Origin of the sequence: Brenneria roseae subsp. americana (assembly GCF_003115815.1) — a bacterium.
Lineage (GTDB): Bacteria > Pseudomonadota > Gammaproteobacteria > Enterobacterales > Enterobacteriaceae > Brenneria > Brenneria roseae.
Genome location: NZ_QDKJ01000025.1, coordinates 1 through 25180, shown reverse-complemented (window position 1 = coordinate 25180; position 25180 = coordinate 1). Strand labels below are relative to the sequence as shown.

At 48.6% G+C, this 25180-nt stretch carries 44 protein-coding genes; 6 read left to right on the top strand and 38 right to left on the bottom strand.

Going from position 1 to position 25180, the window contains the following annotated elements:
* The first annotated feature begins 182 nt into the window (after window positions 1-182).
* The gene (locus tag B4923_RS20140) at window positions 183-734 is read left to right on the top strand and encodes a gamma carbonic anhydrase family protein (RefSeq protein ID WP_109491476.1); all 552 of its coding nucleotides are present in this window, start codon (window positions 183-185) and stop codon (window positions 732-734) included.
* Here the strand turns inward: B4923_RS20140 and B4923_RS20135 are convergent.
* From B4923_RS20135 to dprA, 6 genes are read right to left on the bottom strand one after another with little or no spacing between them, the layout of a single operon-like run.
* The gene (locus B4923_RS20135) at window positions 716-973 is read right to left on the bottom strand and encodes a DUF1488 family protein (RefSeq protein WP_109491475.1); all 258 of its coding nucleotides are present in this window, start codon (window positions 971-973) and stop codon (window positions 716-718) included. The genes B4923_RS20140 and B4923_RS20135 overlap by 19 nt on opposite strands.
* A complete protein-coding gene (aroE, locus tag B4923_RS20130) occupies window positions 970-1797 on the bottom strand; it encodes a shikimate dehydrogenase (RefSeq protein ID WP_109491474.1) in 828 nt (275 codons plus the stop codon). The genes B4923_RS20135 and aroE overlap by 4 nt, the downstream gene beginning before the upstream one ends.
* A gap of 20 nt (window positions 1798-1817) precedes the next feature.
* Window positions 1818-2387, bottom strand: coding sequence for an L-threonylcarbamoyladenylate synthase type 1 TsaC (tsaC, locus tag B4923_RS20125; RefSeq protein ID WP_109491477.1), 570 nt, complete (start codon window positions 2385-2387; stop codon window positions 1818-1820).
* Window positions 2380-2937, bottom strand: coding sequence for a DNA topoisomerase family protein (locus B4923_RS20120; RefSeq protein WP_109491473.1), 558 nt, complete (start codon window positions 2935-2937; stop codon window positions 2380-2382). Before B4923_RS20120 ends, tsaC begins: the two co-directional genes overlap by 8 nt.
* 20 nt (window positions 2938-2957) lie before the next feature.
* Window positions 2958-3431 (bottom strand): DUF494 family protein Smg, encoded by a 474-nt coding sequence (gene smg / locus B4923_RS20115; protein WP_109491472.1) that lies wholly within the window; start codon window positions 3429-3431, stop codon window positions 2958-2960.
* On the bottom strand, window positions 3403-4524 hold the full coding sequence (gene dprA, locus B4923_RS20110; protein WP_109491471.1) for a DNA-protecting protein DprA: 1122 nt from the start codon (window positions 4522-4524) through the stop codon (window positions 3403-3405). The genes smg and dprA overlap by 29 nt, the downstream gene beginning before the upstream one ends.
* Window positions 4525-4653: 129 nt before the next feature.
* Between dprA and def the strand changes: the two genes are divergently transcribed.
* From def to mscL, 5 genes are all read left to right on the top strand, one after another.
* Complete coding sequence (gene def / locus B4923_RS20105) at window positions 4654-5163, top strand: peptide deformylase (protein WP_109491470.1); 510 nt, start codon at window positions 4654-4656, stop codon at window positions 5161-5163.
* 23 nt (window positions 5164-5186) lie between these two features.
* Window positions 5187-6134, top strand: a complete 948-nt coding sequence (gene fmt, locus B4923_RS20100; RefSeq protein ID WP_109491469.1) for a methionyl-tRNA formyltransferase — start codon at window positions 5187-5189, stop codon at window positions 6132-6134.
* A 62-nt stretch (window positions 6135-6196) separates the two neighbouring features.
* Complete coding sequence (gene rsmB / locus B4923_RS20095) at window positions 6197-7486, top strand: 16S rRNA (cytosine(967)-C(5))-methyltransferase RsmB (RefSeq protein ID WP_109491468.1); 1290 nt, start codon at window positions 6197-6199, stop codon at window positions 7484-7486.
* A 57-nt stretch (window positions 7487-7543) separates the two neighbouring features.
* Complete coding sequence (gene trkA / locus B4923_RS20090; protein WP_109491467.1) at window positions 7544-8920, top strand: Trk system potassium transporter TrkA; 1377 nt, start codon at window positions 7544-7546, stop codon at window positions 8918-8920.
* 95 nt (window positions 8921-9015) lie between these two features.
* Window positions 9016-9432 carry a large-conductance mechanosensitive channel protein MscL gene (gene mscL / locus B4923_RS20085; RefSeq protein WP_109491466.1) on the top strand — a complete coding sequence of 139 codons (417 nt, stop codon included), beginning with the start codon at window positions 9016-9018 and terminating at the stop codon, window positions 9430-9432.
* Here mscL and B4923_RS20080 read toward each other — a convergent pair.
* The 32 genes from B4923_RS20080 to bfd all read right to left on the bottom strand — a co-directional run bounded on the left by B4923_RS20080 (window position 9422) and on the right by bfd (window position 24949).
* Complete coding sequence (locus B4923_RS20080) at window positions 9422-9691, bottom strand: alternative ribosome-rescue factor A (protein WP_109491465.1); 270 nt, start codon at window positions 9689-9691, stop codon at window positions 9422-9424. The genes mscL and B4923_RS20080 overlap by 11 nt on opposite strands.
* 100 nt (window positions 9692-9791) lie before the next feature.
* Window positions 9792-10151 carry a DnaJ family domain-containing protein gene (locus B4923_RS20075; RefSeq protein WP_109491464.1) on the bottom strand — a complete coding sequence of 120 codons (360 nt, stop codon included), beginning with the start codon at window positions 10149-10151 and terminating at the stop codon, window positions 9792-9794.
* Between the two features lie 94 nt (window positions 10152-10245).
* Window positions 10246-10638 (bottom strand): 50S ribosomal protein L17, encoded by a 393-nt coding sequence (rplQ, locus tag B4923_RS20070; protein WP_109491463.1) that lies wholly within the window; start codon window positions 10636-10638, stop codon window positions 10246-10248.
* Window positions 10639-10678: 40 nt separating this feature from the next.
* Window positions 10679-11668: a DNA-directed RNA polymerase subunit alpha gene (locus tag B4923_RS20065; protein WP_048637257.1), complete on the bottom strand. Its 990-nt coding sequence runs from the start codon at window positions 11666-11668 to the stop codon at window positions 10679-10681.
* 25 nt (window positions 11669-11693) lie between these two features.
* Window positions 11694-12314, bottom strand: a complete 621-nt coding sequence (rpsD, locus tag B4923_RS20060) for a 30S ribosomal protein S4 (protein WP_109491462.1) — start codon at window positions 12312-12314, stop codon at window positions 11694-11696.
* Between the two features lie 30 nt (window positions 12315-12344).
* Complete coding sequence (rpsK, locus tag B4923_RS20055; protein WP_002919257.1) at window positions 12345-12734, bottom strand: 30S ribosomal protein S11; 390 nt, start codon at window positions 12732-12734, stop codon at window positions 12345-12347.
* A 16-nt stretch (window positions 12735-12750) separates the two neighbouring features.
* Window positions 12751-13107, bottom strand: coding sequence for a 30S ribosomal protein S13 (rpsM, locus tag B4923_RS20050; protein WP_109491461.1), 357 nt, complete (start codon window positions 13105-13107; stop codon window positions 12751-12753).
* A 146-nt stretch (window positions 13108-13253) separates the two neighbouring features.
* The gene (gene rpmJ / locus B4923_RS20045; protein ID WP_002227352.1) at window positions 13254-13370 is read right to left on the bottom strand and encodes a 50S ribosomal protein L36; all 117 of its coding nucleotides are present in this window, start codon (window positions 13368-13370) and stop codon (window positions 13254-13256) included.
* 33 nt (window positions 13371-13403) lie between these two features.
* Window positions 13404-14735: a preprotein translocase subunit SecY gene (secY, locus tag B4923_RS20040; protein WP_109491460.1), complete on the bottom strand. Its 1332-nt coding sequence runs from the start codon at window positions 14733-14735 to the stop codon at window positions 13404-13406.
* Between the two features lie 7 nt (window positions 14736-14742).
* Window positions 14743-15177: a 50S ribosomal protein L15 gene (rplO, locus tag B4923_RS20035; protein ID WP_109491459.1), complete on the bottom strand. Its 435-nt coding sequence runs from the start codon at window positions 15175-15177 to the stop codon at window positions 14743-14745.
* Between the two features lie 3 nt (window positions 15178-15180).
* Window positions 15181-15360 carry a 50S ribosomal protein L30 gene (gene rpmD, locus B4923_RS20030; RefSeq protein ID WP_004846568.1) on the bottom strand — a complete coding sequence of 60 codons (180 nt, stop codon included), beginning with the start codon at window positions 15358-15360 and terminating at the stop codon, window positions 15181-15183.
* Window positions 15361-15366: 6 nt separating this feature from the next.
* Window positions 15367-15867 (bottom strand): 30S ribosomal protein S5, encoded by a 501-nt coding sequence (rpsE, locus tag B4923_RS20025; protein ID WP_005970257.1) that lies wholly within the window; start codon window positions 15865-15867, stop codon window positions 15367-15369.
* Between the two features lie 14 nt (window positions 15868-15881).
* On the bottom strand, window positions 15882-16235 hold the full coding sequence (gene rplR, locus B4923_RS20020) for a 50S ribosomal protein L18 (RefSeq protein WP_109491458.1): 354 nt from the start codon (window positions 16233-16235) through the stop codon (window positions 15882-15884).
* Between the two features lie 9 nt (window positions 16236-16244).
* The gene (gene rplF / locus B4923_RS20015; protein ID WP_109491457.1) at window positions 16245-16778 is read right to left on the bottom strand and encodes a 50S ribosomal protein L6; all 534 of its coding nucleotides are present in this window, start codon (window positions 16776-16778) and stop codon (window positions 16245-16247) included.
* 13 nt (window positions 16779-16791) lie between these two features.
* A complete protein-coding gene (gene rpsH, locus B4923_RS20010; protein ID WP_109491456.1) occupies window positions 16792-17184 on the bottom strand; it encodes a 30S ribosomal protein S8 in 393 nt (130 codons plus the stop codon).
* A 33-nt stretch (window positions 17185-17217) separates the two neighbouring features.
* Window positions 17218-17523 (bottom strand): 30S ribosomal protein S14, encoded by a 306-nt coding sequence (rpsN, locus tag B4923_RS20005; RefSeq protein ID WP_109491455.1) that lies wholly within the window; start codon window positions 17521-17523, stop codon window positions 17218-17220.
* Window positions 17524-17536: 13 nt separating this feature from the next.
* Window positions 17537-18076: a 50S ribosomal protein L5 gene (rplE, locus tag B4923_RS20000; RefSeq protein WP_109491454.1), complete on the bottom strand. Its 540-nt coding sequence runs from the start codon at window positions 18074-18076 to the stop codon at window positions 17537-17539.
* A 14-nt stretch (window positions 18077-18090) separates the two neighbouring features.
* Window positions 18091-18405 carry a 50S ribosomal protein L24 gene (gene rplX, locus B4923_RS19995; protein WP_005970267.1) on the bottom strand — a complete coding sequence of 105 codons (315 nt, stop codon included), beginning with the start codon at window positions 18403-18405 and terminating at the stop codon, window positions 18091-18093.
* 10 nt (window positions 18406-18415) lie between these two features.
* Window positions 18416-18787 (bottom strand): 50S ribosomal protein L14, encoded by a 372-nt coding sequence (gene rplN, locus B4923_RS19990; protein ID WP_000613954.1) that lies wholly within the window; start codon window positions 18785-18787, stop codon window positions 18416-18418.
* A 167-nt stretch (window positions 18788-18954) separates the two neighbouring features.
* Window positions 18955-19209 (bottom strand): 30S ribosomal protein S17, encoded by a 255-nt coding sequence (gene rpsQ, locus B4923_RS19985; RefSeq protein WP_011095505.1) that lies wholly within the window; start codon window positions 19207-19209, stop codon window positions 18955-18957.
* A complete protein-coding gene (rpmC, locus tag B4923_RS19980) occupies window positions 19209-19400 on the bottom strand; it encodes a 50S ribosomal protein L29 (protein WP_048637248.1) in 192 nt (63 codons plus the stop codon). The genes rpsQ and rpmC overlap by 1 nt, the downstream gene beginning before the upstream one ends.
* Window positions 19400-19810: a 50S ribosomal protein L16 gene (gene rplP, locus B4923_RS19975; protein ID WP_009111208.1), complete on the bottom strand. Its 411-nt coding sequence runs from the start codon at window positions 19808-19810 to the stop codon at window positions 19400-19402. The genes rpmC and rplP overlap by 1 nt, the downstream gene beginning before the upstream one ends.
* 12 nt (window positions 19811-19822) lie before the next feature.
* The gene (gene rpsC, locus B4923_RS19970) at window positions 19823-20524 is read right to left on the bottom strand and encodes a 30S ribosomal protein S3 (RefSeq protein ID WP_005970274.1); all 702 of its coding nucleotides are present in this window, start codon (window positions 20522-20524) and stop codon (window positions 19823-19825) included.
* Between the two features lie 17 nt (window positions 20525-20541).
* Window positions 20542-20874, bottom strand: coding sequence for a 50S ribosomal protein L22 (gene rplV, locus B4923_RS19965; protein WP_012764045.1), 333 nt, complete (start codon window positions 20872-20874; stop codon window positions 20542-20544).
* Between the two features lie 14 nt (window positions 20875-20888).
* Window positions 20889-21167, bottom strand: coding sequence for a 30S ribosomal protein S19 (rpsS, locus tag B4923_RS19960; protein WP_004929772.1), 279 nt, complete (start codon window positions 21165-21167; stop codon window positions 20889-20891).
* A 16-nt stretch (window positions 21168-21183) separates the two neighbouring features.
* Window positions 21184-22005 (bottom strand): 50S ribosomal protein L2, encoded by an 822-nt coding sequence (rplB, locus tag B4923_RS19955; RefSeq protein WP_109491453.1) that lies wholly within the window; start codon window positions 22003-22005, stop codon window positions 21184-21186.
* Between the two features lie 19 nt (window positions 22006-22024).
* The gene (gene rplW / locus B4923_RS19950; protein ID WP_009111205.1) at window positions 22025-22327 is read right to left on the bottom strand and encodes a 50S ribosomal protein L23; all 303 of its coding nucleotides are present in this window, start codon (window positions 22325-22327) and stop codon (window positions 22025-22027) included.
* On the bottom strand, window positions 22324-22929 hold the full coding sequence (gene rplD / locus B4923_RS19945) for a 50S ribosomal protein L4 (protein ID WP_109491452.1): 606 nt from the start codon (window positions 22927-22929) through the stop codon (window positions 22324-22326). The genes rplW and rplD overlap by 4 nt, the downstream gene beginning before the upstream one ends.
* 10 nt (window positions 22930-22939) lie before the next feature.
* Entirely contained in the window at window positions 22940-23569 is a 630-nt protein-coding gene (gene rplC, locus B4923_RS19940; RefSeq protein ID WP_109491451.1) for a 50S ribosomal protein L3, read from the bottom strand.
* A 32-nt stretch (window positions 23570-23601) separates the two neighbouring features.
* Window positions 23602-23913: a 30S ribosomal protein S10 gene (gene rpsJ, locus B4923_RS19935; RefSeq protein WP_001181005.1), complete on the bottom strand. Its 312-nt coding sequence runs from the start codon at window positions 23911-23913 to the stop codon at window positions 23602-23604.
* 293 nt (window positions 23914-24206) lie between these two features.
* A complete protein-coding gene (gene bfr, locus B4923_RS19930; RefSeq protein ID WP_109491450.1) occupies window positions 24207-24680 on the bottom strand; it encodes a bacterioferritin in 474 nt (157 codons plus the stop codon).
* 74 nt (window positions 24681-24754) lie between these two features.
* A complete protein-coding gene (gene bfd, locus B4923_RS19925) occupies window positions 24755-24949 on the bottom strand; it encodes a bacterioferritin-associated ferredoxin (protein WP_109491449.1) in 195 nt (64 codons plus the stop codon).
* Window positions 24950-25180 lie beyond the last annotated feature (231 nt).

Here is a 25180-nt window from a genome sequence, read left to right as displayed (position 1 = left end):
ACTGTGATTAAGCTCACAGCGCCGTGTCGATGGAGGCGCATTATAGGGATCCCATTTTGTTACACAACTACTTTCTCGATCTTTTTTTCTGTTCGCGTGTTTTTCGACCCTTTCGTTGAGATCTTATTCGATCAAGGCTATTTTCAGGGTACAGATATGATGCAGTAACTAAGGGGTTGTTGATGGGATCTGAATTACTTCGCCGTTATAAAGACGCACTTCCTGTTGTTGGCGAAAATGTAATGATTGATCGTTCAAGCGTCGTTATTGGTAAAGTGACATTGGGCGACGACGTAAGTGTATGGCCACTTGTAGTCGTTCGTGGCGATGTTAATCAGATAAGCATTGGCGCAAGAAGCAACATTCAGGACGGATCGGTCTTACACATCACTCACAGCTCAGAGAAGAATCCAGAAGGTAATCCACTTATCATCGGGGAAGATGTCACGGTTGGACATAAAGCAATGCTGCACGGTTGCAAAATCGGCAACCGTGTATTAATCGGGATGGGATCAATAATCCTCGATGGCGCCATTATTGAAGACGATGTCATGATCGGTGCCGGTAGCCTTGTCTCACCAGGCAAACGTTTGGAAAGTGGTTATTTATACCTTGGTAGTCCTGCAAAAAAAATCAGGCCACTGACTCAGGAAGAAATTGAAGGACTTATCTACTCCTCAAATAACTATGTCCGCTGGAAAAATGAATACCTTGCTCAGGATAAGGAAAAATAACCCTGATCGTCATATTCATTATCACGCACTAATTTTTCAAACATCTCTTCAAAATCCCAGCGGTTTTCCCTGAACAGTGTCAGGAACTGTTCAGGGCTGACGTTGCCATAATGCAACTGAAGCTGTTCTATGCCGATTAAGCATTCCTGCTGAAATCCATTCACCAAAACCGGAAAACAGATTGCCTGCAACACCTCATCCCAGCGCTCACGATCCGGAAATTGAATCGCCTGATTCATCGTACCAGTTCCTGCTTAAGTAACTGGATGACAGGCGTCACATCTGGCATCACACCATGCCAAAGTTTGAAAGCATGCGCGGCTTGTCCAACCAACATTCCCAAGCCATCTGCATAGTTGCCGGCCCCAAGTTTTACACACCATGCTAAAAATGGCGTAAGTTCAGGTAAGTAAAACATGTCATAACAGCGTGTTTCAGGTGAAATCAGGCTTGAGGGTAAATCCGGGACGCTATCATATATGCCGGATGATGTTGCATTGATCACCAGATTAAACGATCGCCCTTGTAGCGTATCAAACGTTGCGGCCTCAATCTCACCAATTGAACTGAAGAGTTGTGCCAGTGCATCCGCCTTTGAAGAAGTGCGGTTAGTCAACACAACCGAACAACCATAAGACAACAATGGTTGGATAACACCGCGGGCTGCGCCACCAGCGCCAATTAGTAAGATACGATCTTGAGGATTGATGAAATTCAGCCGCTGCAAATCACTTAACAAACCAATACCATCGGTATTATCGCCAAACAAGCGCCCGTCTTTCAGCTTCTTTAACGTATTGACCGCTCCAGCAAGTGAGGCGCATTCACTAAGTTCATCGGCTTCTGCAAAAGCCCGTTCTTTAAATGGTGCTGTAATGTTCGCACCGAATGCTCCGTCGAGAAAATAGTGACGAAGAACACTTTCAAAGGTGTCCAACGGAGCCAGTATACGTTGATAAGAAAGATCAATGCCCGTTTGGGCAGCAAATAACTCATGTATACGTGGCGATTTACTGTGTGCGATTGGATTACCAAAAACAGCAAAAGACTTTATCTCAGACACCCTACTCTCCAATCGTTAGATTAACCCTGACGCAGCAGCTCACCGGTTAAAACATCTCTTATCTCTGAAGGATTTGCTCTACCACCGACGTTCCCATGAACCACAGGAAATCCTTCACCGAACTGCTGGTAAACGTCTTCCTCAGTACGACAAGGCGGCAATCCACTTAAATTAGCACTGGTTGAAACTAAAGGTTTGCCATAACTCAGGCACAATTGCTTTACCACCGGATGGGCGCTGACACGAACTGCAAGGGACGTGAATTGCCCGGTAAGCCATTTCGGCGTAGTCGGTTTTGCTGGAATCACCCAGGTGACAGGTCCTGGCCAACTCAAGAACATGTCGCGTTTTTGTTTTTCAGACAACACACTGTCATCTATGTAAGGTGACAATTGAGAGTAATCGGCAGCGATAAGAATCAAACCCTTCTGCCAGGGTCGTTGTTTTAGTACCAGTAAGCGCTTGACCGCAATTTCACTATCAGGATCGCATCCTAAGCCAAATACGGCTTCAGTAGGGTATGCGATTACATTTCCATTCTGCAATTCCGTCAATAAAGGAACCAGAACATCATCAGAGACATCATTCATCATTATCAATTTCAGCCTTTACCGGCTTTCCACATAATTTACTGGCACAAAAAAGCCTGACGCCCTGAGACGTTTTCTTTTCAATCAGCAGCGGGTAATGGCAATAAGCACACTCGCCTGCAACAGGTTTATGGTTTAGCGTAAATTGGCAATCAGGATAGCGATCGCAAGAATGAAACATTTTCCCATAGCGGGACTTACGCTGCAGCAAAGTGCCTTCGTTACATTGCGGGCAACCGATCGCCGTTTCATCGGGACGATCTATGACTTCGATATGATTGCATTCAGGATAATTACCACACCCGATGAACATGCCATACCGCCCTTGCCGCAACACTAATGTGGACTGACATTGCGGGCAGATCTGTCCGTCCAGTATTTTGACAATGTGACCATCTGCCTGAGTTTTCAACGGACGAATAAATTCACACTCTGGATAACCGGAGCACCCGAGAAAAGGTCCATGCCGGCCGGAACGGATAACCAACACAGACCCGCATTTAGGGCAGATATCCTGTTTTTTGTCAGTAAACAGCCCGGTTTTAGCCATCCGTTTTCTTACTCTCCAGGCTATTGCACATAACCGTCATTCACCTCAAATAATAACTCTTCCATTTGTTGATAGGCGTTCTCACACCCGGGAACATTGAAAAGCACCATAAGAATGACCCATTTGAGATCCTCAAGATCAAACTCCTGAGTTTCCAGCGCCATCACTCGCTCAATCACCATTTCACGCGTTTCGAAATTCAGCACCTGGATCTGTTCAAGGAATAATAAAAAACCACGACAGTCTGCATCAAGACGCACCTCTTCATCCTGCGTATAAATCCGCATAGCCAGCGGATCATGCGCCAGATTAAGCGGCGTATTCTGCCCTTCCTGTATGTCAGCCAGTTTTTCCAGCCAACTCAGCGCGCTGTAGATATCATTACGGTCAAATCCAGCGCGGGTGAGGTCATCAGTCAACGTATCCTGATCAACACGCATTTCGGTTTCATCGTGGATGTAAGTCTCAAACAAGTACATGAGTACGTCGAACATGGCCTGCCCTCCTTAATCGGACATAGCCGCCGGGTACTGATGCGATCCATCCTGCTAACTCCAGTTCCAATAGTTGGTCCACTACTTCTGGCACAGGTTGGCCGGCACGTTCAGCGACAACGTCAACAGGTGTAACCTCATCTCCTACGTTAGCCAACACATCAGCAAATGGCAATTCAACATCTTCTTCAACAGCAGAAATAATTTGATCGTTTCCAGTGGAGATCCAGTGAAGCTCACTTTTTAGCTGTTCGATAATATCTTTGGGATGGCTGACCAGATACGCCCCTTGTTGAATCAACCAATGCGTCCCCTCTGTCATCGGATTGCCAATTGCCCCCGGCAAAGCAAAGACTTCGCGACCTTGTTCCAATGCATAACGTGCGGTAACCAGAGAGCCGCTGCGGATCGATGCTTCAACAACCAACGTTCCCAGACTCAACCCGCTTATGATGCGGTTTCTTCTGGGGAAGTTTGTTGGTCTGGGAGGGGCGGAAAGCGGAAATTCGGATACCAGCGCACCGCCATTTTCAAGAATACGTGCCGCAAGCGTCTTGTGGCGATAAGGATAAATATTTGCCAATCCACACCCCAATACGGCAATCGTTTTCCCTCCCGCATCAAGCGCCGCACGATGCGCAATACCATCAATTCCGATAGCCAAACCACTGGTAATAGTGAGCTCGTTGGCAGCCAACTCCTGAGCAAAAAACTGTCCCCATTGTTCACCATACCGCGTGTTTTCTCTGCTGCCGACTATCGCAATTTGTGGCGATGCCAGTAAATCCAGATCGCCATCAACAAACAGCAAAAAAGGGTGCGAGCGGATATTACCCAACAAAAACGGATATCGTTTATCAGCGCAGGTGACAATGTGATGGCCAGTTTGAGTCGCCCACGCAAGCGTTGTCTCCAGTACGTGACGATCAACAAGTCGAAATTGTTCAACCTGAATTTCCGTCATGCCCAGAGAGCGCAAGGCATTATCATCCGCACGCCCTCTGTCAATCAGTTTTCTGGCAATGAGGCTGGCACGTTTAGCGTTCAACTGCCTCACTTCCATTAAACGCAGCCAGATTTCCGTTGATAGCATGGAGCATCCCTTGTTTCGCCAGGTTCAGGTGAACCGTGCAATTAAGTGCAGATGCTGTCAATCAGGGCGGGAAATGTCTAGAATAGAGGGCAGAACTCTCTCACCACTCGGATACAGATCTAAATATATATGTCAGTTTTGCAAGTATTACACTTTCCGGACGAGCGGCTTCGCATAACAGCCAAGCCCGTAAAAGAAGTCAATGCAGACATTCAGCGTATCGTCGATGATATGTTCGATACCATGTATGAAGAAGAAGGCATTGGCCTGGCCGCCACACAAGTGGACATTCACCAACGTATTATTGTTATTGATGTTTCAGAAGAACGGGAGCAGCGATTGGTTCTGATCAACCCTGAACTTCTTGAAAAGAGTGGCGATACCGGTATAGAAGAAGGTTGTTTGTCGATTCCAGAAACAAGAGCGCTGGTTCCGCGCGCTGAGCGCGTGAAAGTGCGCGCGTTGGATCGGGAAGGAAACGCGTTTGAGCTGGAAGCCGATGGCCTTCTTGCTATTTGTATCCAGCATGAAATGGACCATCTGGTCGGGAAATTGTTTATTGATTATCTTTCCCCGTTGAAACGCCAGAGAATTCGTCAAAAGCTGGAAAAACTGGCCAAGCAGAATAGCCGCGCTTAATAATTTTCCTGACAGGAAACATCGTGACTGACTCTTTACGCATCATTTTTGCAGGAACACCTGATTTTGCCGCGCGCCATCTTGAGGCTTTGTTATCGTCGGAACATCAGGTTGTTGGTGTCTTCACTCAACCTGACCGCCCTGCTGGAAGAGGTAACAAGCTGACACCAAGCCCGGTGAAAGTACTGGCGGAGCAACGTAATTTGCCGGTATATCAGCCTAAATCCCTGCGTCCTTCAGAAAGCCAGGGGTTGGTCGAAGCGCTGCATGCAGATGTCATGGTTGTTGTCGCCTATGGACTGATTTTGCCACAATCCGTATTAGATATGCCGAGACTTGGCTGTATCAATGTACACGGCTCGCTTCTGCCCCGTTGGCGGGGCGCGGCCCCCATTCAGCGCGCACTTTGGGCCGGCGATCGGAGTACCGGCGTGACCATTATGCAGATGGACGCAGGTCTGGATACCGGCGCAATGCTGCATAAAATCGAGTGTCCGATCCTTCAAGATGATACCAGCGCAACGCTATACAGCAAACTTGCGGAGCTGGGTCCACGCGGGCTTCTGGAGACGTTGAAACAACTTGCCGGCGCCCGCACGGTGGCAGAAGCTCAAGATGACACTTTTGCCACTTATGCTGAGAAACTCAGTAAGGAAGAAGCCCGCCTTGACTGGCAGCTTTCTGCGGCACAGCTTGAACGTTGCATTCGTGCTTTTAATCCCTGGCCAGTAAGCTACCTCCTGATAGACGAACAACCTATCAAAGTGTGGAAAGCTGAGGTTATTTCTTCCAATCACCATTCGCAGCCAGGCACTATCCTGCAAGCAGACAAGAATGGCATCCAGGTTGCCGCTCGGGAAAATATTTTAAATATTATTGAGTTACAACCTGCTGGCAAAAAAGTGATGAAAGCGCAGGATTTACTTAACTCACGCCGTGAGTGGTTTACACCCGGTAATATTCTGGCCTAATCGATTCCCATACCGGCAGAGCTATAGCCGGTATACCCAATCTCTCACGTAGTCGCTAATGAATGAAAAGCTCATATAATCTTCGCAGTATTGCCGCTAAAGTGGTGGGACAAGTCCTGGATCACGGGCAATCGCTCAGTACTTTGTTGCCGGTTTACCAGCGAGAGATAACGGATAAAGATCGCGCATTACTGCAGGAGTTGTGCTTTGGCGTATTACGCGTTCTGCCGCAATTAGAATGGTGTATTCAACAACTGATGTCCAAACCTCTGACAGGTAAACAGCGACCACTGCATTACCTCATTATGGTTGGTATTTATCAGCTGTTATATACGCGCATCCCGGCACATGCCGTGCTGGCTGAAACCGTCGAAGGTGCCGTTGCCATGAAACGTCCGCAGCTTAAGGGACTGATCAATGGTGTATTACGACAGTTCCAACGACAGCAGGATGAGTTAATCCAGCGAGTTGCCAATAACGCAGCTCATTACCTGCACCCCGGTTGGTTACTGAAAAGACTTAAAGATGCCTATCCAGAGCAATGGGAAGAGATTGTCGACGCGAATAATCAGCGTCCGCCAATGTGGCTGCGCGTCAATCGTCTGCATCATACCCGTGATGCGTATATTGCTTTATTAGCTCAGGAAGGTATTGAAGCTTTCCCTCATCCTGACTATGCCGATGCCATTAGGTTATCTACGCCGTGTATGGTTAATCTTCTCCCTGGATTTTCGCAAGGGTGGGTTACGGTACAGGATGCCTCAGCCCAGGGATGCGTCTATTGGCTGGCGCCGCAGAACGGTGAACAGATTCTCGATCTCTGTGCTGCACCGGGCGGTAAAACAACACATATTCTCGAAGCTGCGCCCAAATCTCATGTTTTAGCCATTGATATTGATGATGCAAGGCTAAATAGGGTGAGGGAAAATTTACAGCGTTTGCAATTGCATGCCGAGGTAAAGCAAGGCGATGGACGTTCCCCGGCAGCCTGGTGCGGTGACAAAGTCTTTGATCGCATTCTCCTTGATGCGCCTTGTTCAGCGACTGGTGTCATTCGTCGCCACCCGGATATAAAATGGCTGCGACGCGATAATGACATTGCCGAGCTCGCCATGCTGCAAAAAGAGATCCTTGATGCTGTCTGGCCTCACCTGAAAACAGGCGGAACGCTGGTCTATGCGACCTGCTCTGTTATGCCGGAAGAAAACCAACGGCAAATAACCGCTTTCCTCAGTCGCCATACCAACGCACAGTTAATAGACACGGGAAATTTAACGAGTCCTGGCATACAGAAACTGCCTGGCACCGATGACGGCGATGGTTTCTTTTATGCGAAGCTGGTAAAAAACTGACATTGGCCCCAGTATTGTCTAAACCCCTACGGCAATGAATATACGGCAGAATGAACTATGAAAATTATTATTCTTGGCGCTGGTCAGGTAGGCGGTACGCTGGCAGAAAATCTGGCAGGTGAAAATAACGATATTACCGTTGTCGATACCGATACCGTTCGTTTACGCCAGCTTCAGGATAAATTTGATCTGCGGGTGGTCACAGGCTACGCCTCTCACCCACGCGTGTTGCGAGAGGCTGGCGCAGAAGATGCGGACATGTTGGTCGCCGTAACCAATTCCGATGAAACCAACATGGTTGCATGTCAGATTGCCTATTCGCTTTTTAATACGCCAAACCGTATTGCGCGGATTAGATCTGCTGAATATATTCGCGAGTCCGAGCATCTATTTCTGCCCGAAGCCGTTCCCATTGACCATTTAATCTCTCCGGAACAGCTAGTCATTGATAACATTTACAAGCTGATCGAATACCCCGGCGCGCTTCAGGTCGTCAATTTTGCACAAGGGAAGGTCAGTATTGCTGCGGTAAATGCCTATTATGGCGGTCCCTTGGTCGGCAACGCGCTGTCATCTATTCGTGAACATATGCCACATATCGAAACACGAGTGGCGGCAATTTTTCGTCATGACCGTCCTATCCGTCCGCAAGGTTCTACCGTTATTGAAGCGGGTGATGAAGTCTTCTTTGTCGCCGCGTCTCAACACATTCGGGCCGTGATGAGTGAATTACAGCGCCTGGAGAAACCCTATAAACGAATTATGATCGTTGGAGGGGGGAACGTTGGTGCAGGTTTGGCGCAGCGCTTAGAAAAAAGTTATAACATCAAACTGATAGAGCGAAATGCGGAGCGTGCCGCTGAACTGGCCGAACTATTGCAAGACACCATTGTTTTTCACGGTGATGCTTCAGATCAAGAGCTCCTTGCTGAAGAGCATATTGAACAAATTGACGTCTTTATCGCTATAACCAACGATGATGAAGCCAATATTATGTCTGCCATGCTGGCGAAACGGATGGGGGCCAAAAAAGTGATGGTTCTTATCCAACGGCGGGCTTACGTCGATTTAGTACAGGGAAGCGTCATTGATGTTGCCATATCGCCGCAGCAGGCAACGATTTCGGCTTTACTCAGCCATGTCCGCAAAGCGGATATTGTCAGCGTGTCCTCTCTTCGCCGAGGGGTGGCAGAAGCGATTGAAGCCATCGCTCATGGAGACGAAGGTACATCAAAAGTCGTCGGACGGACGATTGAAGATATAAAACTTCCCCCCGGTACAACCATTGGCGCGATTGTTCGGGGCGATGATGTCATTATCGCAAATGATAATACGCATATTGAACAAGGCGATCATGTCATTATGTTTTTAACAGACAAAAAATTCGTACCAGATGTAGAACGTTTATTCCAACCGAGTCCGTTCTTTTTATAATTGCCGGGATATGCCTGTTTAAATCGGGTTGGGCAATGTGGAAAATATCAAACTATTGGTTAAAATTAATTGATCTTTTATCAAGGAGAGTGGTTATGAGTATTATTAAAGAATTCCGCGAATTTGCTATGCGCGGTAATGTTGTTGATCTGGCTGTCGGGGTAATCATTGGTGCCGCTTTTGGTAAAATTGTTTCGTCACTGGTCTCCGATATCATCATGCCCCCCTTAGGGTTACTGATCGGCGGCGTTGATTTCAAACAATTCAGCCTGGTTTTACGTGATGCTCAGGGAGATATACCTGCGGTAATTATGCATTACGGTGTTTTTATTCAGAATATCTTTGATTTCATTATTGTTGCGTTTGCCATTTTCATGGCAATTAAGCTAATGAATAAAATGCGCCGTAAACAAGAAGATGCGCCAGCTGAACCACTAAAACCCAGTGCGGAAGAGACATTATTAGCTGAAATTCGCGATCTGCTAAAAGATCAACAACAGTCTAAACTGTAAATATCTTAAAGAAACGATCTATAAAATACGTTGTGTCACAACGTTTCATATCAGAAAACAAAAAGGTCAGCGGTAAATAATCATTTGATTTCTTACCGCTGACCTCCCAGTTTCCCTTCTTTGCATGTTTGTCTTTTCTACGATAGCTACCTTTGCCTTTTACATTAACCTCTACTCGTTGGCGAAACAGTGGATCATGCAGCAATGCTTCGATAGCATTATCTTGGATCTTTCCTCGTTTATGACGATAGGTAGTCATAATCACTCCTCATAGGATGGATAATAGAAATAAAGCGTGAAAGAGTATAGTGCAGAAAATAAGGTTAAAACAGACTGGTCAGAATAATTTATTACCGCACTTAAAATCTTTTTTTCAGTGACGATGCATATTCGCCGTGTAAGAAATCAGTATTCATCCCCTTTTGGCGCAAGCTCAATTCAAGCACTCGCAGACGCTGCGACGCGTCTTGATAATCAGGCGATTCCCGACAAATAGTACGCAGAATATCCGCCAGTTCTAATGCTTCCTTACGCTCTTGCAGTTCAACCGGTAGGCATCCTGCATTTTTAAGCAAACGATAGGCAACTCTGAGATCCGGAGGCACAGCGCTATCATCATCCAAAGCTAATGGACGCCCTGAACCGGGAAGATTATCAAACGCGCCCTCTTGCTGAGCGCAGGCAATATGACGTTCAACCATTTCATCAATTAACCACATCATAACCTCTGAAGTAGTGTCACTCTCATCAAGGTTAACCGTATTTCAGACATAAAAAAACCGGGTTTCCCCGGTTTTTTTATGCTCTTACAGATTACTCTGCAGTAGCGACTTCTTCTGTTTGGGAAGCTGCACGATCAACGAGCTCGATGTATGCCATCGGCGCATTGTCGCCTGCACGGAAGCCACACTTCAGAATACGAGTGTAACCACCGGCACGGCTCGCGAAACGCGGGCCCAGTTCATTAAACAGTTTTGCCACGATCTCGTTATCACGAGTACGGGCGAATGCCAGACGACGATTAGCAACGCTGTCGGTCTTGGCAAGAGTAATCAGCGGTTCAACAACACGACGCAGCTCTTTCGCTTTCGGCAGGGTCGTCTTGATAATCTCATGACGAACCAAAGAACTAGCCATGTTACGGAACATAGCCTGACGATGGCTGCTGTTACGGTTCAGTTGACGACCACTCTTACGATGGCGCATGACCTTATCCTTCTCAGTAAAACCTTAACCTGTGATCTGGTTACTCATCAGCAATGCTTGCCGGTGGCCAGTTTTCCAGACGCATGCCCAGAGACAAACCACGTGAAGCCAGCACATCTTTAATCTCAGTAAGAGATTTTTTACCCAGGTTAGGCGTTTTCAACAGCTCAACCTCGGTACGCTGTACCAGATCACCGATGTAGTGGATAGCTTCTGCCTTAAGGCAGTTAGCAGAGCGGACAGTCAATTCCAGATCGTCAACAGGGCGCAGCAGGATCGGATCGAATTCTGGTTTTTCTTCTTTAACTTCTGGTTGACGTACATCACGCAGGTCAACAAAAGCTTCAAGTTGTTCAGCCAGAATGGTCGCCGCACGGCGGATCGCCTCTTCAGGATCGATCGTACCATTGGTTTCCATTTCGATGACCAGCTTGTCCAGGTCAGTACGCTGTTCGACACGTGCCGCTTCAACATTGTAGGCAATACGCTCTACAGGGCTGTAGCAAGCATCGACTAACAGGCGACCAATCGGGCGCTCATCTTCTTCCGTATGAATACGGGCAGATGCCGGCACATAACCACGACCACGCTGAACCTTAATACGCATGCTGATAGCCGCGTTTTCATCAGTCAGATGGCAGATCAAGTGCTGTGGCTTGACGATTTCGACATCACCATCATGGACGATGTCGGCTGCAGTCACAGGGCCAATGCCAGATTTATTCAGGGTAAGAATAACTTCATCTTTTCCTTGAACTCTCACCGCCAGCCCTTTCAGGTTGAGCAGGATTTCCAGGATGTCTTCCTGTACGCCTTCTTTGGTGCTGTACTCATGCAGTACACCATCAATCTCAACCTCGGTCACCGCGCAACCTGGCATGGATGAAAGCAGAATACGGCGCAGTGCGTTGCCAAGAGTATGGCCGAAGCCCCGCTCTAACGGCTCAAGGGTCACCTTGGCGTGCGTCGAACTCACTTGCTCGATATCAACCAGGCGCGGTTTTAGAAACTCTGTCACAGAACCCTGCATTGTGTCCTCTCTTTGGTACTAAGCTTTACTTGGAGTAAAGCTCGACGATCAGGTGTTCATTAATGTCCGCAGACAGATCGGTACGTTCAGGAATACGTTTGAACACACCTTCCATCTTGGCAGCATCAACTTCCAGCCAAGTTGGCTTTTCACGCTGTTCAGCCAGCTCCAGAGCGGCCTTAACGCGAGATTGCTTTTTCGCTTTCTCACGGATGCTGACTACGTCATTCGGGGATACCTGATAAGAAGCGATGCTGACAACGCGACCATTTACCATGATGGCTTTATGGCTAACCAGCTGACGTGCTTCTGCACGAGTAGCGCCAAAACCCATACGATAAACAACGTTATCCAGACGACCTTCCAGTAATTGCAACAGGTTCGCACCAGTGTTGCCTTTCAGACGTGCTGCTTCTTTGTAATAGTTACGGAACTGGCGTTCCAGCACACCGTACATACGGCGAACTTTTTGCTTTTCACGCAACTGCACACCATAGTCAGACAGACGCGGTTTACGCGCACCATGCTGGCCAGGAGCTTGTTCAATTTTACACTTGGAATCGATCGCACGAACACCAGACTTCAGAAACAGGTCGGTGCCTTCACGACGGCTCAGCTTGAGCTTAGGACCCAAATATCTTGCCATTTTCTTTCTCCAACAATCCTAAAAGCGGCGTTATACGCGGCGCTTTTTCGGCGGACGACAACCGTTATGAGGGATCGGAGTCACATCAGTAATATTAGTGATGCGGAAACCAGCCGCGTTCAATGCGCGGATAGTAGACTCACGGCCCGGACCAGGTCCTTTAACCATAACTTCCAAGTTCTTGATACCGTACTCTTTCACTGCTTCAGCACAGCGCTCTGCTGCAACCTGAGCGGCGAACGGAGTGGATTTACGAGAACCACGGAAACCGGAACCACCGGCAGTTGCCCAACCCAGCGCATTACCCTGACGATCGGTAATAGTTACGATGGTGTTGTTGAAAGAAGCATGGATATGAGCCACACCGTCAGAGACTTGCTTTCTTACACGCTTACGTGCACGAATAGGTGCCTTTGCCATTATTCAATCACCCCGATTATTTCTTGATCGGTTTGCGCGGACCCTTACGGGTACGGGCGTTAGTCTTGGTACGCTGACCGCGAACCGGCAGACCACGACGATGACGCAAACCACGATAAGTACCAAGGTCCATAAGACGCTTGATGCTCAGGGTAACTTCACGACGCAGATCGCCTTCGACAACAAACTTGGCAACTTCGTCACGCAGCTTATCGATTTGCTCTTCAGACAGCTCACTGATCTTAACATTTTCGGCAATATCCGAAGCAGCGCAAATTGCCTGCGAACGAGTCTTACCGATACCGTAGATCGCCGTTAATGCGATAACGGTATGTTTATGATCAGGAATGTTAATGCCTGCTATACGGGCCACTATGCACTCCTACAATTTTATACAGCAATACCATTCTGAAAAGCCCGTTTTCAGGATACTCAAATAGCATTGCAGTTACAGACAAAAGATTGGCTGGCTAATCTAGCCAGCTCAACCCAACTTTGCAAGAAAAATATGCGAGATAATCAGCCTTGACGCTGTTTATGCTTCGGCTCGGCACTGCAGATCACACGAACGACACCGTTACGCTTAACAATCTTACAGTTACGACATAATTTCTTGACGGAAGCACGAACTTTCATTTTTACTCTCCGTAACTTCTCAAGCTCGCCTGATTAACGGTTATAGCCTTTCAGGTTTGCTTTCTTCAATGCAGACTCGTACTGACTCGACATCATCAGAGTTTGCACTTGAGCCATAAAGTCCATGATGACCACAACAACGATCAATAATGACGTACCGCCAAAATAGAAGGGCACTTTCATTGCGTCACGCATGAACTCCGGGATCAGGCAGATAAAAGTAATATACATCGCACCAATCAAAGTCAGACGAGTCATTACTTTATCGATATATTTCGCCGTTTGCTCTCCCGGACGAATTCCTGGCACGAATGCACCGGACTTCTTCAGGTTATCTGCTGTTTCACGAGGGTTGAAAACCAACGCAGTGTAGAAGAAACAGAAGAAGATGATTGCAGTCGCATAGAGTAACACATAAAGCGGTTGTCCAGGCTGCAAATACATCGAAATTGTAGTCAGCCAGTTCCAACCGGTACCGCCCCCGAACCAGGATGCAATCGTAGCCGGGAACAGAATAATGCTGGAAGCAAAAATAGCCGGGATAACCCCCGCCATGTTCACTTTCAACGGTAAATGCGTACTCTGTGCTGCATAAACACGACGTCCTTGTTGACGCTTGGCATAGTTGACGACAATACGCCGTTGACCACGCTCAATGAAAACAACGAAGAAGGTTACTGCAAACACTAAAACTGCAACCAACAGCAACAGGAGGAAGTGCAGGTCGCCTTGCCGCGCTTGCTCGATGGTATGGCCAATGGCCGGCGGCAATCCCGCAACAATACCAGCAAAGATTATGATCGAAATACCGTTACCGATACCCCGTTCAGTAATCTGTTCACCCAGCCACATCAGGAACATCGTCCCGGTAACCAGGCTGACAACAGCGGTAAAGTAGAAAGCAAAGCCTGGGTTTAACACCAAGCCTTGCATCCCAGGCATATTCGGCAAACCGGTAGCAATACCGATCGACTGGAATATAGCCAATACCAGAGTACCGTAACGGGTGTACTGGCTAAACTTGCGACGGCCAGCCTCCCCTTCTTTCTTTATTTCCGCCAACGTGGGATGAACCACCGTTAACAGCTGGATAATAATTGACGCCGAAATGTACGGCATAATACCCAGAGCAAAGATAGAAGCACGGCTGAGAGCACCACCAGAGAACATGTTAAACATTTCAATGATGGTGCCTCGCTGCTGTTCAAGCAATTTGGCAAGCACAGTGGCATCAATACCAGGAATTGGGATAAAAGAGCCAATACGGAAAACAATCAGCGCACCGATAACAAACAATAGTCTGCGCTTCAGTTCGCCAACTCCGCCTTTAGCACTTTGAAAATCTAATCCTGGTTGTTTGGCCATCTGCTACTTATTCCTCAATTTTACCGCCAGCAGCTTCGATAGCAGCACGAGCGCCTTTAGTGACACGCAGACCACGAATCGTTACCGGACGAGCAACTTCACCTGACAGAATCACTTTCGCAAATTCGATCTGAACGCCAATAACATTAGCGGCTTTCAGCGTATTCAGGTCAACAACGTCGCCTTCTACTTTAGCCAGGTCAGACAGACGAATCTCTGCCGTGACCATCGCTTTACGAGAAGTAAAACCGAATTTCGGCAGGCGACGGTATAAAGGCATCTGACCGCCTTCGAAACCGCGACGCACGCCACCGCCAGAACGAGAGTTCTGACCCTTGACGCCGCGTCCGCCGGTTTTACCCAGGCCGGAACCGATACCACGACCTACACGCTTAGGAGCATGTTTGGCGCCTTCGGCCGGAGACAGAGTATTCAAACGCATCTGTTACTCCTCCACTTTAACCATATAGGAAACCGCGTTGACCATACCACGAACCGCAGGAGTATCCTCACGTTCAACAGTATGACCAATACGACGCAGACCCAGGCCAAGCAGCGTTGCCTTATGTTTCGGCAGACGACCGATTGCACTGCGGGTTTGAGTTATTTTAATAGTCTTTGCCATGGTTAATTACCCCAGAATTTCTTCAACGGATTTACCACGCTTGGCAGCGACCATTTCCGGGGACTTCATATTGGCCAGACCATCAATCGTTGCACGAACCACGTTAATCGGGTTGGTGGAACCATAGGCCTTAGCCAATACGTTGTGTACCCCTGCGACTTCCAGGACGGCGCGCATTGCACCACCGGCGATAATACCGGTACCTTCGGAAGCCGGCTGCATGAACACACGAGAACCCGTGTGAGCACCTTTAACCGGGTGCTGCAGGGTGCCGTTGTTCAGCGCGACATTCATCATATTGCGACGGGCTTTTTCCATCGCTTTCTGGATCGCTGCCGGAACTTCGCGTGCTTTTCCGTAACCAAAACCGACGCGGCCATTACCATCACCCACTACAGTCAGTGCGGTGAAGCTAAAAATACGACCACCTTTAACGGTTTTAGATACGCGATTTACCGCGATCAGCTTTTCCTGCAGTTCGCCAGCTTGTTTCTCGATGTGAGCCATCTTACACCTCTACCTTAGAACTGAAGGCCAGCTTCACGGGCAGCATCTGCCAGTGCCTGGACTCGACCATGATATTGGAAACCGGAACGGTCAAAAGCAACGTCTTTGATGCCTTTTTCCAACGCGCGTTCAGCAATAGCTTTACCTACTGCGATAGCTGCATCTTTGTTACCGGTATACTTCAGTTGTTCAGCGATAGCTTTTTCTACAGTAGAAGCGGCTACCAGGACTTCAGAACCGTTCGGTGCGATGACCTGCGCATAAATATGGCGCGGGGTACGATGTACCACCAGACGCGTCGCACCCAGTTCCTGGAGCTTGCGGCGTGCGCGGGTCGCACGACGGATACGAGCTGCTTTCTTATCCATAGTGTTACCTTACTTCTTCTTAGCCTCTTTGGTACGCACGACTTCGTCGGCGTAACGGACACCCTTGCCTTTATAAGGCTCAGGACGACGGTAGGCGCGTAATTCCGCAGCGACCTGACCAATAACCTGCTTATCAGCGCCTTTCAGCACGATTTCAGTTTGGCTAGGACACTCTGCAGTAATACCTGCCGGCAGTGCGTGATCAACCGGGTGAGAGAACCCAAGAGACAGGTTCACTACGTTGCCTTTAACAGCGGCACGGTAACCAACACCAACCAGTTGCAGCTTCTTAGTGAAGCCTTCGGTAACACCGATAACCATTGAGTTCAGCAGAGCGCGAGTCGTGCCCGCCTGGGCCCAACCGTCAACGAAACCTTCGCGCGGAGCGAAAGTCAGAACGTTGTCATCCTGCTTAATTTCAACAGCATCATGGATCTTACGACTCAGCTCGCCGTTTTTACCCTTAACCGAAATTTCCTGACCGTTGAGTTTTACCTCTACGCCGGCAGGAATGACGACGGGTGCTTTTGCAACACGAGACATTCTTTCCTCCCGATTAAGCTACGTAGCAGATAATCTCGCCACCAAGACCTGCCTGGCGAGCTGCACGATCAGTCATAACACCTTTAGAGGTAGAAACAACCGCGATACCTAAACCGGCCATAACTTTTGGCAGCTCATCTTTTCTTTTATAGATGCGCAGACCTGGACGGCTTACTCGCTGAATGCTTTCTACCACTGCCTTGCCCTGGAAATATTTAAGTTCTAATTCCAGAACCGGCTTGGCGTCGCCTTCGATTTTAAAATCTTCAATATAGCCTTCTTCCTTCAGCACGTTGGCAATTGCCACTTTCAGCTTGGAGGAAGGCATGGTGACCGCAACTTTGTTCGCGGCTTGACCGTTACGGATACGGGTCAGCATATCCGCGATCGGATCTTGCATGCTCATCTGTCTTTACTCCCGTGATTCAATTGGTGACAATTACCAGCTAGCCTTTTTCAGACCCGGAATTTCACCGCGCATAGCGGCTTCACGGACCTTGATACGGCTCAACCCGAACTTCCGCAGGAAAGCGTGCGGACGACCAGTTTGGCGGCAGCGGTTACGCTGACGAGACGGGCTGGAATCACGCGGCAGAGTCTGCAGCTTAAGAACTGCATCCCAACGTTCTTCGTCGGACGAGTTCACACCAGAGATAATAGCTTTCAATTCCTCGCGTTTAGCGCGGTATTTATCAGCCAGTTTCACGCGAACAACTTCGCGTGCTTTCATGGATTGCTTAGCCATTAGTAACCCTACCTTACTTGCGGAACGGGAAGTTAAAGGCGGCCAACAGCGCGCGGCCTTCATCATCGGATTTCGCAGTAGTGGTAATGGTAATATCCAAACCACGAACGCGATCGACTTTGTCATAGTCGATTTCCGGGAAGATGATCTGCTCACGCACACCCATGCTGTAGTTACCACGGCCATCGAATGACTTGGCGGACAGGCCACGGAAGTCACGGATACGCGGTACAGCAATGGTAATCAGTCGCTCAAGGAACTCCCACATGCGTTCGCCACGCAGAGTTACTTTACAGCCGATCGGATAGCCCTGGCGGATTTTGAAGCCTGCAACAGATTTGCGTGCTTTGGTGATAAACGGTTTTTGACCGGAGATTGCTGCCAAGTCAGCTGCTGCGTTATCCAGCAGTTTCTTGTCAGCGATCGCTTCACCAACACCCATGTTCAGGGTGATCTTCTCGACCCGAGGGACTTGCATGACAGAATTGTAGCTAAACTCAGTCATGAGTTTTTTAACTACTTCGTCTTTGTAGTAATCATGCAGTTTCGCCATCGTACTACTCCAAATTACTTGATAGTTTCGCTATTAGATTTAAAGAAACGGACTTTTTTGCCGTCCTCGAATCTAAAGCCTACACGGTCAGCCTTACCAGTTGCCGCATTGAAGATTGCAAGGTTGGAAACCTGAATTGCAGCTTCTTTTTCAACGATGCCGCCTGGTTGATTCAGGGCCGGAACCGGCTTCTGATGTTTCTTGACCAGGTTGATACCTTCAACAATGACCTTACTAGCAGACAGGACATTTTTTACTTTACCGCGCTTACCTTTATCTTTGCCGGTTAGCACGATAACTTCGTCATCACGACGGATTTTCGCTGCCATGATTCGCTCCTTAGAGTACTTCTGGTGCCAGAGAGATAATTTTCATGAACTTCTCATTGCGCAGTTCACGAGTTACCGGCCCAAAAATACGCGTACCGATAGGCTGTTCGCTGTTATTGTTTAGAATAACGCAAGCATTTCCATCGAAGCGAATGACAGAACCGTCCGGGCGACGAACACCCTTCTTGGTGCGCACCACAACCGCCTTCAGCACATCGCCTTTCTTCACCTTACCGCGAGGAATTGCTTCCTTGATGGTAATTTTGATGATATCGCCGACGCCTGCGTAGCGACGGTGCGAGCCACCTAGAACCTTGATACACATTACGCGACGTGCACCGGAGTTGTCGGCCACATTCAGCATAGTCTGTTCTTGGATCATGTTAGTGCTCCGCTAATGTCAACTACTACTTTAGGACCCATGATAGGCCATTAAAATACCCCATAATTAAGGGCGCAGCATTATAACACCGCTTCCTTGTTATGGGTAGAAAAAATAAACGGCTCATTCACTGAGCCGTTTATCATATTGAGAAGAGCGCTACTGTATTACAGAATCGCTTTCTCTACAACGCGAACAAGCGTCCAAGACTTAGTTTTGGACAGCGGACGGCATTCGCGGATTTCAACCACGTCACCGATACCGCATTCGTTGTTTTCGTCATGTACGTGCAGCTTGGTCGTACGTTTAATGAACTTACCGTAAAGCGGGTGTTTCACGAAACGTTCGATGGCAACAACCATGGATTTCTCCATTTTGTCGCTCACGACACGGCCTTGCAGAGTACGGATTTTATCGGTCATTACGCACCCGCCTTCTCAGTCAGTAAAGTCTTAACACGTGCAACATTACGACGCACTTGTTTCAACAGGTGAGTTTGTTGCAGCTGGCCACTTGCCGCCTGCATGCGCAGATTGAATTGTTCGCGCAGCAGTTCGAGCAGCTCAGTGTTCAGCTCTTCAACGCTCTTTTCACGCAGCTCTTGTGCTTTCATTACATCACCGTCTTAGTTACAAAGGTGGTTTTGATCGGCAGTTTCGCTGCTGCCAGTTGGAATGCCTCACGGGCTAACTCTTCCGGCACACCGTCCATTTCGTACAGGACTTTACCTGGCTGAATCAAGGCAACCCAATACTCTACGTTACCTTTACCTTTACCCATACGGACTTCAAGCGGCTTTTCGGTAATCGGTTTGTCCGGGAATACACGGATCCAGATCTTACCTTGACGCTTAACGGCACGGGTCATGGCACGACGTGCAGCTTCGATTTGACGAGCAGTCAGGCGACCGCGGCCAACAGCTTTCAGACCGAAAGTGCCGAAGCTAACATCCGTACCGGCAGCCAGACCACGGTTGCGGCCTTTGTGCATCTTACGGAATTTTGTACGCTTTGGTTGTAACATCAGCGACTCTCCTTACTTGCGGCCTTTACGCTGCTGCTTTTTAGGTTGAGCAGCCGGTTTTTCCGGTTGTTCAACGGCAGCCATACCACCCAGGATCTCACCTTTGAAGATCCACACTTTCACACCGATAACACCATAAGTGGTGTGCGCTTCGGAGGTGTTGTAGTCGATATCCGCACGCAGCGTGTGCAACGGAACGCGACCTTCACGGTACCATTCGGTACGCGCGATTTCAGCGCCGCCCAGACGGCCGCTTACTTCAACCTTGATCCCTTTAGCGCCCAGACGCATGGCGTTCTGTACGGCACGCTTCATCGCACGACGGAACATCACACGACGCTCCAGCTGTGAAGTGATGCTGTCAGCAACCAGTTTTGCGTCCAGTTCGGGTTTACGAACTTCGGCGATATTGATCTGTGCAGGTACGCCAGCGATATCCGCTACGACTTTGCGCAGTTTTTCAACATCTTCACCTTTTTTACCGATAACGATACCCGGGCGAGCGGTGTGAATAGTCACACGGATGCTTTTAGCCGGACGTTCGATAACGATACGAGAAACGGAAGCCTTCTCCAGTTCCTTCGTCAGGTATTTACGAACTTTAAAGTCGCTGTCCAGGTTGTCAGCGAATTCTTTGGTATTTGCGTACCAGGTAGAGTTCCAAGGTTTGACAATACCCAGTCGAATACCATTAGGATGTACTTTCTGACCCATTGCTAGTCTCCAGAGTCTCAGCGATCGGACACAACCACAGTAATGTGGCTGGTACGCTTCAGGATGCGATCCGCACGACCTTTAGCACGCGGCATAATGCGCTTCATGCTTGGGCCTTCGTCAACGAAGATTTTCGCAACTTTCAGATCATCAATGTCAGCGCCATCGTTGTGTTCTGCGTTAGCAATGGCAGACTCCAGCACTTTTTTAACCAGACCAGCAGCTTTCTTGTTGGTGTAGGTCAGAATATCCAGAGCTTGCGACACTTTCTTACCGCGAATCAGGTCAGCCACCAGGCGAACCTTCTGGGCAGAAGAACGAGCGTGGCGATGTTTAGCGATAGTTTCCATCTCTTCCTCCTACCTTAGCGCTTCTTGGCCTTTTTATCGGCCGCGTGGCCGCGATAAGTACGAGTCGGCGCGAATTCACCCAGTTTGTGACCGACCATTTCATCGGAAACAAACACCGGAACGTGCTGACGACCATTATGGACAGCGATGGTCAAACCGATCATGTTTGGAAAGATCGTTGAACGACGGGACCAAGTGCGCAAAGGCTTCTTGTCACCGCTTTCCACCGCTTTCTCTACCTTCTTCAGCAAGTGCAGGTCAATAAATGGACCTTTCTTGAGAGAACGTGGCATGGTTTATCCTCTAAGATTATTTAGTACGGCGACGTACGATAAATTTATCAGTACGCTTGTTGCTGCGGGTCTTCTTACCTTTGGTCTGAACGCCCCACGGAGAAACCGGGTGCTTACCAAAGTTACGACCTTCACCACCACCGTGCGGGTGGTCTACCGGGTTCATCGCCGTACCGCGAACGGTAGGACGAACACCACGCCAGCGTGCAGCACCTGCTTTACCCAGAACGCGCAGCATATGCTCAGCGTTGCCGACTTCGCCCAGCGTAGCGCGGCAGTCAGATTCGACTTTACGCATTTCGCCAGAGCGCAGACGCAGGGTAACGTAAGCGCCATCGCGCGCAACGATCTGAACGTAGGCACCGGCTGAGCGAGCCAGCTGGCCGCCTTTACCTGGTTTCATTTCTACGTTGTGAACCGTTGAACCGACAGGGATGTTACGCATCGGCAAGGTGTTACCGGTTTTGATTGCAGCATCAACGCCAGATTGAATCTGGTCACCTGCTTTCAGGCCTTTCGGCGCCAGGATGTAACGGCGTTCGCCGTCTTTGTACAGAACCAGCGCGATGTTCGCGGAACGGTTCGGATCGTACTCCAGACGCTCAACAACAGCAGGAATACCATCTTTATTGCGTTTGAAGTCAACCAGACGATATTGCTGTTTATGACCACCACCGATATGACGGGTGGTGATGCGGCCATTGTTGTTACGGCCACCGGATTTGCTGCTCTTTTCCAGCAACGGGGCATAAGGTTTGCCCTTGTGCAGCTCAGGGTTAACCACTTTAACAACGTGGCGACGACCCGGAGATGTCGGTTTACATTTAACAATTGCCATTGTTCTTTACTCCTCCGACTTACTCTGCGCCGCCGATGAAGTCCAGATTCTGGCCTTCTTTCAGGGTGACGTAAGCTTTTTTCCAGTCGCTACGACGACCGATACGCTGTCCATGACGTTTCACTTTTCCTTTAACTACCAGGGTGCGAACATCATTGACTTCGACTTCAAACAGTTTCTGCACTGCAGCTTTGATTTCTGCTTTAGTCGCGTCTTTAGCAACTTTGAGCACGATGGTGTTGTTCTTTTCCATCGCAGTAGACGCTTTTTCAGAAACGTGCGGCGCGCGCAATACTTTCAGCAGACGTTCTTCACGGATCATGCCAGCATCTCCTCAACTTGCTTAACAGCATCAGCAGTCATGACGACTTTGTCGAAGGCGATCAGGCTAACTGGGTCGATACCTGCTGCATCACGCACGTCAACCTTGTACAGGTTGCGCGCCGCCAGGAACAGATTCTCATCCAGTTCACCGGTGATAATCAGCACGTCTTCCAGCGCCATGTCTTTCAGTTTCTGTGCCAGCAGCTTGGTTTTCGGCGCTTCTACAGAGAACTTCTCGACAACGATCAGACGATCTTGACGTACCAGTTCGGACAGGATGCTTTTCAGCGCGCCGCGGTACATCTTTTTGTTAACTTTCTGACTGTGATCCTGAGGCTTGGCAGCAAAGGTTACCCCACCGGAACGCCAGATCGGGCTCTTGATAGAACCAGAACGCGCACGGCCAGTACCTTTCTGACGCCACGGTTTTTTACCGGAACCAGTTACTTCAGCACGGGTCTTCTGAGCGCGAGTACCTTGACGGGCACCTGCTGCGTAAGCAACAACAACCTGGTGTACCAGCGCTTCGTTGAAATCACGACCGAAGGTAGTTTCGGAAACAGTCAGCGCGCTTTGCGCGTCTTTCAATACTAATTCCATTGCTATCTCCTCACGCCTTCACAGCTGGTTTAACGATCAGGTCGCTACCGGTTGCACCCGGAACAGCACCCTTAACCAGCAGCAGGTTGCGCTCAGCGTCAACACGCACTACATCCAGGCTCTGAACGGTTACACGCTCGTTGCCCAGTTGGCCTGCCATTTTCTTGCCTTTGAACACTTTGCCCGGAGTCTGGTTCTGACCGATAGAACCCGGAACGCGGTGAGACAAGGAGTTACCGTGGGTAGCATCCTGGGTACGGAAGTTCCAGCGCTTAACTGTGCCGGCAAACCCTTTACCTTTAGATGTACCAGTAACGTCTACTTTTTTAACGTCTGCGAAAATTTCAACACTAATGCTCTGGCCTACAGAAAATTCTTCGCCTTCAGACAGACGGAATTCACGCAGGGTACGGCCGGCTTCAACACCAGCTTTAGCAAAGTGACCCGCTTCTGGTTTGGTAACACGGCTTGCTTTTTTAGCACCGGTAGTTACCTGCACAGCGCGGTAACCGTCGTTAGCCAGGTCTTTAACCTGAGTGACGCGGTTTGCTTCAATTTCGATAACGGTTACGGGGATAGATACGCCATCTTCAGTGAAGATACGGGTCATGCCCACTTTTTTACCGACTAAACCAATCATTGTTTCAACCTCTCAATCGCTCAATGACCTGATTAACCCAGGCTGATCTGCACGTCTACACCGGCAGCCAGATCCAGACGCATCAGAGCATCAACGGTTTTCTCAGTTGGCTCAACGATGTCAACCAGACGCTTGTGAGTGCGAATTTCATACTGATCGCGCGCATCTTTATTGACGTGCGGAGAAATCAGAACGGTAAAGCGCTCTTTGCGGGTCGGCAGCGGGATCGGACCACGGACTTGCGCACCAGTGCGCTTGGCAGTCTCGACGATTTCCGCGGTTGATTGATCAATCAGACGATGATCAAACGCTTTCAGGCGGATACGGATTCTTTGGTTCTGCATGAGACCAGAGCTCCAATTATTTTATAAACGTAAATAACTACTCCTCACACCCATTTCGATTGATGGGGGAGTGTAATCGTCGGTACATAACCCCCATATCGGGAGTATTGTTTGGCTAATTAATAACTTAGCCCTCTGACTCAAATCGAATCAGGCTTACCTTAGTTTTAGTAAGCTCGCGCATTATACGCAAATTGATTCAGGAAGCAACAAGAAGGGTGAAATGATTTAATGTGGCGACCGGGCAACAATACGCCCGGCCGTAATAGATAGGTCATGATTTAAAGCGCAATTTATTGTTCTTTAAGCTGACTCTGCAGATAGTTTTGTATGCCAAGGCGGGATATCAGATCTAACTCAGTCTCCAACCAGTCGATATGACCTTCTTCGTCAGCCAGGATTTCTATCATCAGATCTCTGCTGACATAATCATGCACAGAATCCGAGTAAGCGATGGCCTCACGTAAATCCTTGGCGCCATCTAATTCAAGTTGAAGATCGGAACGAAAAATTTCCTCGACATCTTCTCCGATATTCAGTTTCCCCAAATCTTGCAGATTGGGAACACCTTCGAGAAAAAGAATTCGTTCAATATAGCGATCGGCGTGTTTCATTTCGTCAATAGACTCATGATACTCGTGATCGTTGAGACGGGTCAGCCCCCAGTTTTTAAACATTCGGGCATGCAGGAAATATTGGTTGATTGCTACCAGCTCATTGCCCAATAACTTATTCAAATACGTAATGACTTTTTTATCGCCTTTCATGACACACTCCTCCGCTCCAGTTCTTAAAAGTGTAGAACCAGTAAGCAGATAGAGTCAAAAAAAGACCTTACATTTTATGCTACTTCATACATATCAGGGACTTTAGCCTGTTCATCCTCAAAGATAACTCTCGCCTGGCGGATACATTTGCCACAATCCGTTCCAATAGGAACCAACTTACGCAACTGCTGCATAGACTGAGGTTGATGCTGACGAACCGCATTACGGATCGCTTTATCAGAGATGGCATTACACAAGCAAACATACATACCAGAGCAACTCATTTTTTATGACCGGCGTCCTGCCCTGCCACCCCTGCGGCGTTTAAAATCACTCCCTGCGATTTTTTAACCAATGCGCCATTGTAAATAGGAATGGTTTTTATTTCAATTCACATTTAGATAAGCAGGTATAAAAAAAGGCACCGAAGTGCCTTTTTATGCTGTTAGTGTATCAGCGATTAAGCGATAACTTTAGCAACAACGCCCGCACCAACGGTA

Coding starts and splice junctions, on each gene's coding strand:
- B4923_RS20140 (WP_109491476.1), top strand. CDS start 183: ATGGGATCTGAATTACTTCGCCGTTATAAAGACGCACTTCCTGTTGTT.
- B4923_RS20135 (WP_109491475.1), bottom strand. CDS start 973: ATGAATCAGGCGATTCAATTTCCGGATCGTGAGCGCTGGGATGAGGTG.
- tsaC (WP_109491477.1), bottom strand. CDS start 2,387: ATGAATGATGTCTCTGATGATGTTCTGGTTCCTTTATTGACGGAATTG.
- B4923_RS20120 (WP_109491473.1), bottom strand. CDS start 2,937: ATGGCTAAAACCGGGCTGTTTACTGACAAAAAACAGGATATCTGCCCT.
- smg (WP_109491472.1), bottom strand. CDS start 3,431: ATGTTCGACGTACTCATGTACTTGTTTGAGACTTACATCCACGATGAA.
- dprA (WP_109491471.1), bottom strand. CDS start 4,524: ATGCTATCAACGGAAATCTGGCTGCGTTTAATGGAAGTGAGGCAGTTG.
- def (WP_109491470.1), top strand. CDS start 4,654: ATGTCAGTTTTGCAAGTATTACACTTTCCGGACGAGCGGCTTCGCATA.
- rsmB (WP_109491468.1), top strand. CDS start 6,197: ATGAAAAGCTCATATAATCTTCGCAGTATTGCCGCTAAAGTGGTGGGA.
- trkA (WP_109491467.1), top strand. CDS start 7,544: ATGAAAATTATTATTCTTGGCGCTGGTCAGGTAGGCGGTACGCTGGCA.
- mscL (WP_109491466.1), top strand. CDS start 9,016: ATGAGTATTATTAAAGAATTCCGCGAATTTGCTATGCGCGGTAATGTT.
- B4923_RS20080 (WP_109491465.1), bottom strand. CDS start 9,691: ATGACTACCTATCGTCATAAACGAGGAAAGATCCAAGATAATGCTATC.
- B4923_RS20075 (WP_109491464.1), bottom strand. CDS start 10,151: ATGTGGTTAATTGATGAAATGGTTGAACGTCATATTGCCTGCGCTCAG.
- rplQ (WP_109491463.1), bottom strand. CDS start 10,638: ATGCGCCATCGTAAGAGTGGTCGTCAACTGAACCGTAACAGCAGCCAT.
- B4923_RS20065 (WP_048637257.1), bottom strand. CDS start 11,668: ATGCAGGGTTCTGTGACAGAGTTTCTAAAACCGCGCCTGGTTGATATC.
- rpsD (WP_109491462.1), bottom strand. CDS start 12,314: ATGGCAAGATATTTGGGTCCTAAGCTCAAGCTGAGCCGTCGTGAAGGC.
- rpsK (WP_002919257.1), bottom strand. CDS start 12,734: ATGGCAAAGGCACCTATTCGTGCACGTAAGCGTGTAAGAAAGCAAGTC.
- rpmJ (WP_002227352.1), bottom strand. CDS start 13,370: ATGAAAGTTCGTGCTTCCGTCAAGAAATTATGTCGTAACTGTAAGATT.
- secY (WP_109491460.1), bottom strand. CDS start 14,735: ATGGCCAAACAACCAGGATTAGATTTTCAAAGTGCTAAAGGCGGAGTT.
- rplO (WP_109491459.1), bottom strand. CDS start 15,177: ATGCGTTTGAATACTCTGTCTCCGGCCGAAGGCGCCAAACATGCTCCT.
- rpmD (WP_004846568.1), bottom strand. CDS start 15,360: ATGGCAAAGACTATTAAAATAACTCAAACCCGCAGTGCAATCGGTCGT.
- rpsE (WP_005970257.1), bottom strand. CDS start 15,867: ATGGCTCACATCGAGAAACAAGCTGGCGAACTGCAGGAAAAGCTGATC.
- rplR (WP_109491458.1), bottom strand. CDS start 16,235: ATGGATAAGAAAGCAGCTCGTATCCGTCGTGCGACCCGCGCACGCCGC.
- rplF (WP_109491457.1), bottom strand. CDS start 16,778: ATGTCTCGTGTTGCAAAAGCACCCGTCGTCATTCCTGCCGGCGTAGAG.
- rpsH (WP_109491456.1), bottom strand. CDS start 17,184: ATGAGCATGCAAGATCCGATCGCGGATATGCTGACCCGTATCCGTAAC.
- rpsN (WP_109491455.1), bottom strand. CDS start 17,523: ATGGCTAAGCAATCCATGAAAGCACGCGAAGTTGTTCGCGTGAAACTG.
- rplE (WP_109491454.1), bottom strand. CDS start 18,076: ATGGCGAAACTGCATGATTACTACAAAGACGAAGTAGTTAAAAAACTC.
- rplX (WP_005970267.1), bottom strand. CDS start 18,405: ATGGCAGCGAAAATCCGTCGTGATGACGAAGTTATCGTGCTAACCGGC.
- rplN (WP_000613954.1), bottom strand. CDS start 18,787: ATGATCCAAGAACAGACTATGCTGAATGTGGCCGACAACTCCGGTGCA.
- rpsQ (WP_011095505.1), bottom strand. CDS start 19,209: ATGACCGATAAAATCCGTACTCTGCAAGGCCGTGTCGTGAGCGACAAA.
- rpmC (WP_048637248.1), bottom strand. CDS start 19,400: ATGAAAGCACAAGAGCTGCGTGAAAAGAGCGTTGAAGAGCTGAACACT.
- rplP (WP_009111208.1), bottom strand. CDS start 19,810: ATGTTACAACCAAAGCGTACAAAATTCCGTAAGATGCACAAAGGCCGC.
- rpsC (WP_005970274.1), bottom strand. CDS start 20,524: ATGGGTCAGAAAGTACATCCTAATGGTATTCGACTGGGTATTGTCAAA.
- rplV (WP_012764045.1), bottom strand. CDS start 20,874: ATGGAAACTATCGCTAAACATCGCCACGCTCGTTCTTCTGCCCAGAAG.
- rpsS (WP_004929772.1), bottom strand. CDS start 21,167: ATGCCACGTTCTCTCAAGAAAGGTCCATTTATTGACCTGCACTTGCTG.
- rplB (WP_109491453.1), bottom strand. CDS start 22,005: ATGGCAATTGTTAAATGTAAACCGACATCTCCGGGTCGTCGCCACGTT.
- rplW (WP_009111205.1), bottom strand. CDS start 22,327: ATGATCCGTGAAGAACGTCTGCTGAAAGTATTGCGCGCGCCGCACGTT.
- rplD (WP_109491452.1), bottom strand. CDS start 22,929: ATGGAATTAGTATTGAAAGACGCGCAAAGCGCGCTGACTGTTTCCGAA.
- rplC (WP_109491451.1), bottom strand. CDS start 23,569: ATGATTGGTTTAGTCGGTAAAAAAGTGGGCATGACCCGTATCTTCACT.
- rpsJ (WP_001181005.1), bottom strand. CDS start 23,913: ATGCAGAACCAAAGAATCCGTATCCGCCTGAAAGCGTTTGATCATCGT.
- bfr (WP_109491450.1), bottom strand. CDS start 24,680: ATGAAAGGCGATAAAAAAGTCATTACGTATTTGAATAAGTTATTGGGC.
- bfd (WP_109491449.1), bottom strand. CDS start 24,949: ATGTATGTTTGCTTGTGTAATGCCATCTCTGATAAAGCGATCCGTAAT.